The sequence below is a fragment of the Kamptonema sp. PCC 6506 genome, from assembly GCF_000180455.1.
Classification (GTDB): domain Bacteria; phylum Cyanobacteriota; class Cyanobacteriia; order Cyanobacteriales; family Microcoleaceae; genus Kamptonema; species Kamptonema formosum.
This window is the reverse complement of the sequence record NZ_CACA01000061.1, coordinates 1-10,265: the sequence shown is the minus strand read 5'-3', so window position 1 is coordinate 10,265 and position 10,265 is coordinate 1. Positions and strand designations below refer to the sequence as shown.

Below are 10,265 nucleotides of genomic sequence, written 5' to 3'. Positions count from 1 at the left end.
CTAGCGGTTGCCGTATTACGGACTGGGTAAAGGCGTAGGCTGAACTGGAGCCGTTACAGGAGGTACAGCATTTGGTTCAAACTGGCCAATTTGGTATCTTGCGTCAATGCAGGTGGCCAATAACTGTTCTGTGGGAAACTTGAGCTCGCTACTCAAGCCAACTACACATTGAGAAAAGCGCTCTGGCAATAAGCTACGACGACAATGATCGAGGACTGAGACAACGGGGGCTCCTTGAGCTTTTGAGTTGATATCTACCACGCAAGTTGCAAGTTCCTTGGGACGACGCACCCGCCTACAGTTAAATAGTGCATCCATTGCCGCCACTTTGGTTTTGGTATTAATTTGAGAAACGCACATAGAGACATCTCTAGGATGGAGTGCGGCGGCACAAGCGGCGGCTGCTGCTTCCGGGACAACTCCGACGGCAACCATCTCTTGAGCGCAGATGCGGTAGGAATTTTTATTCCGATTCAAAAATCCCCAATTAATACTGAGCGCTTCGGCTGGTGACATTGGCAAAGCTGCACTCAATAAGCTGGCAGCCGCTAGCGTCGTTGCTCCCACACAGGCCCAGCGCGGGGCTTTTCGGGGTTCTATGCTAGTGAAGATTTTGCTCGAAAAGCTGGAAAGTTTAGAATATGGCATGGCAGATAGAGTTTATTGTTTGCAGAGGTAGATAAAATTCGGCTCACACCAAGATTATAGGAAATCGGTTGAAAACCCCGTGACTTTAATACGTAACGCCGCCCAACTCCAGTTGATTTTTCATAATCAGAATTGCTGTGATGGCAGAGAAGTTGGAACTGGTTAGGACTCTGGGGTGGACGATGGAAGTGGACAGACTTCCATAGCTTGAATCAAGCCGCGATCGAAGGTGAATCGATGACCTACGCGCTCATCGACAAGAACTGCTCCCGCCAAGTCACGCACGACCTGATGCACATCGACCAAAATGTGCCCGCTCTCCTCCGAGTAAAAGGAAACCGGCTCGACGTGCGGATCGATCTCGCTCCATTGCTCCGTCCAGTAAGCGCGAACTTCTTCAGGCCCACGAACAAAACCGCCTTTGAACGCTTTGGGCCAAGCCACGTCGGGAGTCATGAGGGCAAGGGCAGCGTCAATGTCTCGCGCGTTGAAGGCTGCGTAAGCTGCATGGAGTAGTTCGATTAGGAGTGCAGGTCGATCTGACATAAGTTGTATAGTGTAAGGGTTTCAAACTGAGAATTGCTGCTGGTATAGCAGTTGCCAAGGCAGTTAAGACATTCTAAATTTAAAACCCTGATTCTAAACCCTTCTTCCGTCTTCCCTAGCCCCTAGCCCCTAGCCCCTAGCCCCTCTTAAACCGCCTTGGCGGTTGCTATAAAAATAGATAGTTGAGTTTTGTGCAAAAATATTCTACAATAGAGAGTCTTTGCAAAATTTCATAAAGATATAGAGAGGAAGTTAAATGTCTCGATATCGAGGCCCTCGCCTCAGAATAGTCCGCCGCTTGGGAGATTTGCCAGGGCTGACTCGTAAGTCACCTAGACGGGCTTACCCTCCTGGCCAACACGGCCAAAACCGCAAAAAGCGCTCAGAGTATGCGGTACGTCTGGAAGAAAAGCAAAAGCTCCGTTTCAATTATGGGATTTCGGAGCGCCAACTTCTGCGCTACGTGCGGAAAGCACGTCGAGTAACTGGTTCTACGGGCCAAGTGCTGCTGCAAATGCTGGAAATGCGCTTGGATAATACAGTTTTCCGCATGGGTATGGCTCCGACTATTCCTGCTGCACGGCAACTGGTGAATCACGGCCATGTGACTGTTAACGATCGCACGGTGGACATCGCTAGTTTTCAGTGCAAGCCGGGAGATGTGGTTGCTGTCAAAAATACGGAGCGATCGCGCCTACTGGTAGAGGCTAATCTCAAGTATCCAGGTTTGGCTCACTTGCCTAGCCACCTTGAGTTTGACAAGCAAAAACTTGTTGGCAAGGTCAATGGTACTGTGGAACGCGAGTGGATCGCTCTCCAAGTTAATGAGCTGCTGGTGGTTGAATACTATTCTCGCCAAGCTTAACGATTTTGGATTTTGGATTTTGGATTTTCGATTGGGTTTGACTGGGAGTTGGAAGTTTTTCTATCCCGCTAGCAGTCTAAAAATCTAAAATCTAAAATCTAAAATTGCTTTACCCTCCAATTTGTGACATCGTTCTGGTATAAGCGCCCGTTGCGCCAGAGTTCCGCTCTTTGAAGTTGATCTCTGGCTTGAGGGCTAGTAATTCGCTAAGGCGATCGCGCAGTTCAAGAGTTGAAACACCTTCTCGTAGCGCTGTTTTCAGGTCAATTTGACCGCTTTCATTGAGCAAACATGGTCGAATCCAGCCGTCGGCGGAAAGCCGCATTCGGTTGCAGCGATCGCAAAAACATTCTGACATTTGACTGATGAATCCTAATGTCCCTTTCGCGCCGGGAATTTGAAATACATCAGCGGGCCCATTACCACAAACTTGCGATTCTGTCAAGCCCCAACGATCGCGAATTTGCTGCCGTAATTCGGCTGAGGGTATCCAACCGCGATCGCCAAATAACTGATTATTGCCGATGGGCATAAACTCAATAAACCGGACGTGCCAGTGGCGATCGATACTTAAAGCAGCTAAGTCGAGCACTTCACCATCATTCACCCCCGGCATTACTACCACATTCAATTTCAGCGGGTCAAATCCTACCTGATAGGCGGTTTGAATCCCTTCCCAAACTTGCAGCCAGCGGCTACGTCCCCGACTGCCAACAATTTTGTCAAAAGTCTCAGGTTCCAAGGAATCCAAGCTGATGTTAATCCGCCGCAAGCCAGCATCGTAAAGGGGTTGGGCTTTTTGGGAGAGTAAAAACCCATTGGTGGTCATCGAGAGGTCTTTAGTTTCCGGCTGACTGGCGATCGCCCTTACTAATTCCACCGCCCCTGGATGCAGCAGGGGTTCGCCCCCAGTTAAGCGAAAGCGGGTAAACCCTACGGGAATAAAAACCTCTCGCAGCAGAGTCAGCAATTCCTGGTGAGTCAGCAATTCTTGCTGCAAAATATAGTCAATCTCTGCGCTGTCAGGCATACAGTATTGACACCGAAAGTTGCAGCGATCGATCAGACTTATGCGGAGATAATCTACCTGGTTCATATCGTCGGCTTCATAATTCTTAAATTATGACCGATCTGTGAGTTTTAGTGGGGGCAAGAGCTCGCAGCTACAGAGTCGCGGGTAAAGCTGCTTGGTAACAAAAAATAATTTCTAGTTTAAGTTCAGGTTGATTGACAAAATTATCCTAGTTAGCTATCTTGAGGTTAGTGAACCTATATTATTTTGCAAAAAAACACCTGAAAATGCAATGTTGATAGAATTTAGAGTCGCTAACTACAGGTCAATAGGTGAAGAACAAGTGTTAAGCCTGGTTCCTGCCTCAAACCAAAAGGAGCATTCTGAAAATATAATTCAGAAAGGAAAGCATAAGGCTTTAAATGCTGTGGCTATATATGGTGCTAACGCTAGTGGAAAGTCTAACCTGTTGAAAGCAATGAGTATGCTAGGAAAATTAATTAATTTTTCTGCACGCTTCTCTTCGACAACAAAGTTACCATACGACCCTTTTTTACTCAGAGAAGATTGGATTAATAAACCTACTTTTTTGGAAATTGTTTTTTTAATTGCAGAAGATAGATACAGATATGGGGTAGCGTTTAACCAAAATGAAATAGTCTCAGAATGGTTATTTAGAAAATCTATAGGAAGGGAAGTCAACTTATTTCAAAGAAGTAAAGATATTATTGATGTTTCTTCTGGTTTCAAAGGTTCTTCAAAGACTATTGATGCTGCCATAGAAGCAACAAGAGACAACGCTTTATTCTTATCTACTTGCGATATGTTAAATATTGAAGAAGCAAAAAATATTCTTCATTGGTTCGAGAAATATATAATTATCGACGGATTAAAGACAGAGCATCAGGCAATTACAACTATTAGTCTCTGGGACGATCAAAAATATCGTCAAAAGATTCAGGAATATTTTACTAGCCTGAATTTTGGAATTGTTGATTTAGAAGTTGCAGACCAAGATTTTGATCCATTAGCATTGCCAGAACAAATACCAGATGAATTTAAGAATTTTTTGATTAATGAACTCACAGGATCAAAAAAATACACTTTCTCTTCAAAACACCGTGTTTATGACAGTCAATGCGAAGAAACTGGAAAATTCCAAACTTGGGAATTGAATAAAAATGAATCTCCAGGTACTCAAAAAGCCTTTCATTTAAGTGGCCCTGTATTATCAGTTTTAATGAATGGAGGCGTATTAATAATTGATGAAATTGAAGGGAAATTGCACCCGATAATGACGCTTCATACTATCAATATGTTTTTAAATAAGCAGACTAATCCTAATAATGCCCAATTGATTTTTGCTACCCATGATACTAATTTATTATCCTATGCTAATTTGAGAAGAGATCAGATATATTTCACCGAGAAAAATCACTGGGAATCAACGGAATTTTATTCTTTATCTGATTTTATATATAGGGGAAAAAAGAACACAATATCTAAGAAAGAAAGACCTGATACAGATAAAGAAAAAAGATATTTTGAAGGTAGATATGGCGCAATTCCAGTTTTAGGTAATTTTAATCCAGTTCAATTAAAAAGCAATGGCAAGGAAAGGCAAGTTAAAACCAAAGACAACTAGAGAAAAAATTGAACGTCCAAAAAGACTGAGGCGCTACGAATACTTTTTTTTAATTGTTTGTGAGGATGAAAAAACTGAGCCAGAATATTTTCAACAATTTGTCGCTCTGTTTCCTGATGACACATTGTATCTAAGACCGGTAGGTACAGGGTTATCACCGTTAGGTGTTGTCAATAAAGCTATTATTGAAAAAGCTAAATTACAAGAAGAATCTAAAAAAGAGTTTGGTAAAGATGATGCTGTTTGGGTTGTTTTTGATAAAGATGATGCCCACCAAAATGATACTACAAGACAGAATTTTGAGCGAGCATTTGAAATAGCAAAAACAAATAAATTTGAAATCGCATATAGCAATGAAGCTTTTGAGCTTTGGTTTTTACTACACCTAGAAGAAGTGCCTTCACATCCTCCTATTCCTAGATCGGATATTTACACTCGTCTAGAAAAACTTATAAGGAAAAATCCCAATGAGTCTAGTTTCGTATACGATCATGGTGATACAGAGATAGTCCTAAAAATTAACCAATTTGGTAATGAATCAAACGCAATTGAACGGGCTGAAATTCTTTTACAGGCACAAAACGGAGTTCCACCAATACAAGCTAATCCCAGTACAAAAGTCCATTTACTTGTAAAAGCCCTAAGAGAGTGGATTAAGTATTATAGCTCTTCTTAGGAAGATAAGCTTAAGTAAGTTATTGAAAAGTAAGTTTTTGAAACAAATCGGCAATTATTTATGATTCTCCTATTTTTTCTTGCACTCGCCGATATTTACCATCTAAACGTTCCTGTCGCTGACGGCGGTTATCAGCTTCTAACATTGCGAGAATTTCATCTAATTTTAAATTGACAATATCAAGCTGGTGACAAGCTTCTTTTATCCTAGCAACATTTCGCTGTCTTGTCTCTAAATCGGGTATTCTTGGCTGTTGATTCATGGCAGATTCCAACTCCTTTTAATTTCTTGAATACTAGCTTTTGAGCCATCGGCTGCTGCTTCTGTCTCTGCGATCGTCCGATACAAAAATTTTAGCATATCGGCTGTCGCTGCTGGTTGAGATTCTGCTACCTGTTGCAATATTCTGTGCAAACGGTTGTATGGAATTCTAAGGCGTTCCTTGATATTATCAATTGCTTCTAACTCAGGCATTGTTTCTTCTGTCTCGCCAAATTGCTGCAAGAGGGTATATTCTGCTGCTGTTGCTGTATCGAGAAGTGCGACTAATCGCTGTTGTAATCTGAAAATAGTGCTGATAGTTTCATCTGGTAATTTTGCCATGAAGCTTGAATTTGGAGGATGACAAATTATTAGTATATCGCATCAAGGCCCAGAAACCGGGTTTTTACGAAAATACTTCGTTTTTACCCGCAGATTCGGCAAAAAACCCGGTTTCTTTGGTTCAGCGAGTAAGTTCTGAGAATATTCATATTGAAGCTAATCACTTTATCTGATATTATCTTCTCTTAAGTAAGATATCAAAAAGCAAGTTTTTGAAACAAATCGGCAATAGGTAGAGTAAAATCAGGGACAATCTCTTCACCATCTAAAGAATTATTTGACTTGAGCAATCGATCTGGTTCCTCCGCGTTTCGATACACTAAAACATACTTTTGTCTAGGATGAATCACCCAAACTAAACGCGAACCATTATCGAAATAATCTACAATTTTTTGGTCAATTTCTTCCACCGTATTACTGGGAGAGAGAATTTCTACAGCTAGATCGGGCGCACCTTCTAGGAAACCATTGGACAAGATCCTGAGCGATTGGAAATCCGGCGATTGGAAATCGCGGCTACACAAACGAAGTCCGCCTTCGCGGACTAAATAAAATGGAATCTTCAACCCGCGCAGGCGGGTTTTGTCTGACAAGACGCGGTTTCAACCGCCGGATGATTTGCAATTGCCGAGTGAATTCTTGGAACCTACGGAGACAGGTTGAGAAATTAATTCCCACTCAGGAATCATTGATTGTTGACGATGGTGAATAGCTTGATTTCTAATATAGTTGGCTACACTGTCGATCGCATCGCGACTAACGGTAAACGCCCCGTAGCTGCCTTGCCATTTAAAAAAATCACCTGGTGTAAGTTTGTGAGTTACTACATGAGAAGAACTGCCCTTAATTTGCTTAATTATTTCAGATACTGCCAAAGTTGAGGGAAAACCTATTAGCAAGTGAACATGGTCTTCTATCCCACCAACTGCGATCGCAGTGCAGCCTAACTTGTTACATTCTGCAATAATAGCTGCATAGATGGCTTGCTGAATATCGGGAGTAATCAAAGGCAATCTATCCCAAGTTCCCCAAACATAATGGAGATACAACTGCGTGAAATTTTCTCTCATATTTATTACAAGATACTAAATTTCTCTTCAACCCGCGCAGGCGGGTTTTGTTTGTGTAGCCGCGATTTCAATCGCCGAGGTATTGATTTGCCTGCGATGATATCGCAACGATGATATCCTAATGATAATACCCCAGCGATCGTATCCCAATTTAGAAATCGGGCGATCGTAATTTCGGTGATTAGAAATCGGGCGATTGGAAATCGGGCGATTGGAAATCGGGCGATTGGAAATCGGGCGATCGTAATTTCGGCGATCGTAATTTCGGCGATTGGAAATCGCGGCTACACAAACAAAGTCCGCCTTCGCGGACTAGGATCGTAATCGGTACGTAGTTTTAAATCCAACCGTGACAAATATTAAACCTCGATCGGGATATACACTACCAGTTTTTGCCTGTGCTGCTGCACTGGCTGCGCTGCGCTATTTGCATAAAGATATTTCATCCGTCGATACCGTATCAGTAGATTTAATTGAACCTGCGATCGCAGCAGAAATTCCCGTAGAGCAGGTAGCATTTCTCAAACCAGGCACGGCTTTGGCTGTCACTCGCTCCGATCCGGGAGATAATCTCGATCTCACTCGCAATACTCCCGTTTGGGCGATGGTGGAATTGGCAACTGGGGAAGAGGAGATAATTATTGTGGGCGGTGAGGGGATAGGTTATCGCCAAGAAGGGGGAGAGGCGGCGATTTACAGCTATGCTCGGCAATTATTGCAGGAAAATTTAAGGCGATCGCTACAACCCGGAGAAAAAATTACTGTTACTATTATTCTCCCCGAAGGTCGCCAATTGGCTGCACGTACCTCTAACGAAGCTTTCGGCGTTGTGGAAGGACTTTCTCTGCTCGGTACTACGGGCATTTCTCAACCGCTGAGTGCTCCTGGTCAATTAGATGATTTTCGCTCAGAATTGCAGAAAAAAGCCGATCTCTTTGATTCTTTAGTCTTCTGTATTGGCGAAAACGGCTTAGACTTAGCGACTCAATTAGGTGTTAACCCAGAAAGATTAGTAAAAACGGCTAACTGGTTGGGCCCAATGCTTGTAGAGGCTGGAGTGCAAGGCTTAAAGTCAGTTTTGCTATTTGGTTATCACGGTAAATTGATGAAATTGGCGGGGGGAATTTTTCACACTCACCATCATCTTGCTGATGGGCGGCGAGAAATACTTACGGCTTATTGTGTAAATTCGGGACTACCGGCTGCGGTTTGTACAGAAATTTTTGCTTGCGTTACAGCGGAAGATGGACTGCAAAAATTGCGAACTTTGGATGAGAATACGGGCAGTAATTGGGTAGAGCGGGTTTACGGTGCGATCGCCTCTCAAATTGACCAAAGATCCTCAGACTATATCTTCACTCACTGCCAGCGTCATCTTACCATTGGTTCGGTACTTTTCGGTCGCGATCGCAAAATCATCCTCAAAAGTGAAATGGGCGATACACTTTTGTCTCAAATTTGTTAATCTAATGTAAATATCTCATAAAAGTTAACAGTTAACCATTAACCGTTAACCGTTAACCGTTAACCGTTAACCGTTAACCGTTAACTATTAACTATCACCATCTACCAATTAAACACTAACCGTGACTTCCCAAATACAAACTGAAGCGCCCGCAGACAACCCTGAAATCGGGCAAGTCAATCGCCAAATGCTAGTAATTCTAGACTTTGGTTCGCAATATTCAGAGCTAATTGCTCGTCGCATCCGCGAAACTCAAGTTTATTCAGAAGTAATATCTTACCGCACTACAGCAGAGCAGTTAGCTACTCTCAATCCTAAAGGAATTATCCTTTCTGGTGGCCCTAGTTCTGTTTATGACGAAGGGGCTCCCCACTGCGATCCAGAAATCTGGAATTTGGGCATCCCAGTTTTAGGTGTTTGCTACGGAATGCAGTTAATGGTAAAGCAATTAGGTGGGAAAGTTGAACGGGCCAAACGAGCAGAATATGGCAAGGCTTCGCTATCAATTAACGATCCTACAGACTTGCTGACTAATGTGGAAGATGGCGCAACAATGTGGATGAGTCACGGCGATAGTTGCGTTGAATTACCCGCAGGGTTTGAAGTGCTCGCTCATACGGATAATACTCCTAGTGCTGCGATCGCGAATTACGATAAAAAGCTTTATGGCGTTCAGTTTCACCCAGAAGTAGTTCACTCCATTGGCGGTTTAGCTTTAATTCGCAATTTTGTCTACCATATTTGCGACTGCGAACCGACTTGGACAACAGAAGCTTTTGTCGAGGAATCAATTCGCGAAATCCGTGCCAGAGTTGGAGACAAACGGGTTTTGCTGGCTTTATCTGGCGGCGTGGATTCTTCCACTTTAGCCTTCTTGCTGCATAAAGCGATCGGCGCTCAATTGACTTGTATGTTTATCGATCAGGGTTTCATGCGAAAGTATGAGCCAGAAAGGTTAGTAAAGTTATTTCACGAACAGTTCCACATCGACGTGCAGTATGTAAATGCGCGCGATCGCTTCCTTGCTAAAATTGCAGGTGTTACCGATCCAGAAGTGAAACGCAAGCACATCGGCCACGAATTTATCCAAGTATTTGAAGAAGAATCTAAGCGTCTGGGCCCCTTCGATTATCTCGCTCAAGGTACTCTTTATCCAGATGTAATTGAATCTGCTGATACTAACGTAGATCCAAAAACAGGAGAGCGAGTTGCTGTTAAGATTAAGAGCCATCATAACGTCGGTGGTTTACCTAAAGATTTGCGGTTTAAGCTAATTGAACCTTTGCGAAAACTATTCAAAGATGAAGTCCGAAAACTCGGTCGTTCGATTGGATTACCAGAAGAAATTGTCAATCGCCATCCTTTCCCCGGCCCTGGTTTAGCAATTCGCATTTTAGGAGAAGTGACAGCAGAACGTTTAAATATTTTGCGAGATGCTGATTTCATCGTCCGCCAGGAGATTAATCGCCAGGGAATGTATAGCGAACTTTGGCAAGCTTTTGCGGTTTTATTACCAGTCCGCAGTGTTGGCGTTATGGGGGATCAACGCACTTATGCTTACCCAATTGTTTTGCGTTTAGTGAAGAGTGAAGATGGGATGACTGCTGATTGGGCACGAGTACCTTACGATTTTCTGGAAACTGTCTCAAATCGAATTGTTAATGAGGTTAAAGGAGTTAACCGCGTGGTTTATGATATTACTTCTAAGCCGCCTGGAACTATTGAATGGGAGTAA

General features: G+C 43.0%; 13 protein-coding genes. 6 read left to right on the top strand and 7 right to left on the bottom strand.

Annotated features, from left to right (window positions below):
- Positions 1 to 15: 15 nt before the first annotated feature.
- Both OSCI_RS03235 and OSCI_RS03230 read right to left on the bottom strand, forming a co-directional pair.
- Positions 16 to 648, bottom strand: a complete 633-nt coding sequence (locus OSCI_RS03235) for a hypothetical protein (protein WP_007353429.1) — start codon at positions 646 to 648, stop codon at positions 16 to 18.
- A gap of 162 nt (positions 649 to 810) precedes the next feature.
- Positions 811 to 1,194, bottom strand: a complete 384-nt coding sequence (locus OSCI_RS03230) for a nuclear transport factor 2 family protein (RefSeq protein ID WP_007353428.1) — start codon at positions 1,192 to 1,194, stop codon at positions 811 to 813.
- Positions 1,195 to 1,450: 256 nt separating this feature from the next.
- Between OSCI_RS03230 and rpsD the strand changes: the two genes are divergently transcribed.
- Positions 1,451 to 2,059, top strand: a complete 609-nt coding sequence (gene rpsD, locus OSCI_RS03225; protein WP_007353427.1) for a 30S ribosomal protein S4 — start codon at positions 1,451 to 1,453, stop codon at positions 2,057 to 2,059.
- 109 nt (positions 2,060 to 2,168) lie between these two features.
- Here the strand turns inward: rpsD and moaA are convergent, their stop codons facing one another.
- Positions 2,169 to 3,155 (bottom strand): GTP 3',8-cyclase MoaA, encoded by a 987-nt coding sequence (gene moaA, locus OSCI_RS03220; RefSeq protein ID WP_007353426.1) that lies wholly within the window; start codon positions 3,153 to 3,155, stop codon positions 2,169 to 2,171.
- A 127-nt stretch (positions 3,156 to 3,282) separates the two neighbouring features.
- On the opposite strand from moaA, the gene OSCI_RS03215 reads away from it, so the two are divergent.
- Entirely contained in the window at positions 3,283 to 4,716 is a 1,434-nt protein-coding gene (locus OSCI_RS03215; protein WP_019486909.1) for an AAA family ATPase, read from the top strand.
- The gene (locus tag OSCI_RS03210; RefSeq protein ID WP_007353424.1) at positions 4,679 to 5,392 is read left to right on the top strand and encodes an RloB family protein; all 714 of its coding nucleotides are present in this window, start codon (positions 4,679 to 4,681) and stop codon (positions 5,390 to 5,392) included. The genes OSCI_RS03215 and OSCI_RS03210 overlap by 38 nt, the downstream gene beginning before the upstream one ends.
- A gap of 58 nt (positions 5,393 to 5,450) precedes the next feature.
- Here the strand turns inward: OSCI_RS03210 and OSCI_RS03205 are convergent, their stop codons facing one another.
- The 4 genes from OSCI_RS03205 to tnpA all read right to left on the bottom strand — a co-directional run bounded on the left by OSCI_RS03205 (position 5,451) and on the right by tnpA (position 7,065).
- On the bottom strand, positions 5,451 to 5,654 hold the full coding sequence (locus OSCI_RS03205) for a hypothetical protein (protein WP_007353423.1): 204 nt from the start codon (positions 5,652 to 5,654) through the stop codon (positions 5,451 to 5,453).
- On the bottom strand, positions 5,651 to 5,995 hold the full coding sequence (locus tag OSCI_RS03200) for a hypothetical protein (RefSeq protein ID WP_007353422.1): 345 nt from the start codon (positions 5,993 to 5,995) through the stop codon (positions 5,651 to 5,653). The genes OSCI_RS03205 and OSCI_RS03200 overlap by 4 nt, the downstream gene beginning before the upstream one ends.
- A gap of 197 nt (positions 5,996 to 6,192) precedes the next feature.
- Positions 6,193 to 6,588: a Uma2 family endonuclease gene (locus OSCI_RS03195; protein ID WP_007353420.1), complete on the bottom strand. Its 396-nt coding sequence runs from the start codon at positions 6,586 to 6,588 to the stop codon at positions 6,193 to 6,195.
- 9 nt (positions 6,589 to 6,597) lie between these two features.
- Positions 6,598 to 7,065 (bottom strand): IS200/IS605 family transposase, encoded by a 468-nt coding sequence (tnpA, locus tag OSCI_RS03190; RefSeq protein ID WP_007353419.1) that lies wholly within the window; start codon positions 7,063 to 7,065, stop codon positions 6,598 to 6,600.
- 177 nt (positions 7,066 to 7,242) lie between these two features.
- On the opposite strand from tnpA, the gene OSCI_RS30545 reads away from it, so the two are divergent.
- The 3 genes from OSCI_RS30545 to guaA all read left to right on the top strand — a co-directional run bounded on the left by OSCI_RS30545 (position 7,243) and on the right by guaA (position 10,265).
- Positions 7,243 to 7,389, top strand: coding sequence for a hypothetical protein (locus tag OSCI_RS30545; RefSeq protein WP_007353418.1), 147 nt, complete (start codon positions 7,243 to 7,245; stop codon positions 7,387 to 7,389).
- 25 nt (positions 7,390 to 7,414) lie between these two features.
- Positions 7,415 to 8,530, top strand: a complete 1,116-nt coding sequence (cbiD, locus tag OSCI_RS03185) for a cobalt-precorrin-5B (C(1))-methyltransferase CbiD (protein ID WP_007353417.1) — start codon at positions 7,415 to 7,417, stop codon at positions 8,528 to 8,530.
- Between the two features lie 187 nt (positions 8,531 to 8,717).
- Complete coding sequence (gene guaA, locus OSCI_RS03180) at positions 8,718 to 10,265, top strand: glutamine-hydrolyzing GMP synthase (RefSeq protein WP_173401166.1); 1,548 nt, start codon at positions 8,718 to 8,720, stop codon at positions 10,263 to 10,265.

Bases quoted from the DNA above. Each gene is read 5' to 3' on its own strand.
- OSCI_RS03205 (WP_007353423.1), bottom strand. From the start codon at position 5,654: ATGAATCAACAGCCAAGAATACCCGATTTAGAGACAAGACAGCGAAAT.
- OSCI_RS03235 (WP_007353429.1), bottom strand. From the start codon at position 648: ATGCCATATTCTAAACTTTCCAGCTTTTCGAGCAAAATCTTCACTAGC.
- OSCI_RS03230 (WP_007353428.1), bottom strand. From the start codon at position 1,194: ATGTCAGATCGACCTGCACTCCTAATCGAACTACTCCATGCAGCTTAC.
- moaA (WP_007353426.1), bottom strand. From the start codon at position 3,155: ATGAACCAGGTAGATTATCTCCGCATAAGTCTGATCGATCGCTGCAAC.
- OSCI_RS03200 (WP_007353422.1), bottom strand. From the start codon at position 5,995: ATGGCAAAATTACCAGATGAAACTATCAGCACTATTTTCAGATTACAA.
- OSCI_RS03210 (WP_007353424.1), top strand. From the start codon at position 4,679: ATGGCAAGGAAAGGCAAGTTAAAACCAAAGACAACTAGAGAAAAAATT.
- guaA (WP_173401166.1), top strand. From the start codon at position 8,718: ATGCTAGTAATTCTAGACTTTGGTTCGCAATATTCAGAGCTAATTGCT.
- tnpA (WP_007353419.1), bottom strand. From the start codon at position 7,065: ATGAGAGAAAATTTCACGCAGTTGTATCTCCATTATGTTTGGGGAACT.
- rpsD (WP_007353427.1), top strand. From the start codon at position 1,451: ATGTCTCGATATCGAGGCCCTCGCCTCAGAATAGTCCGCCGCTTGGGA.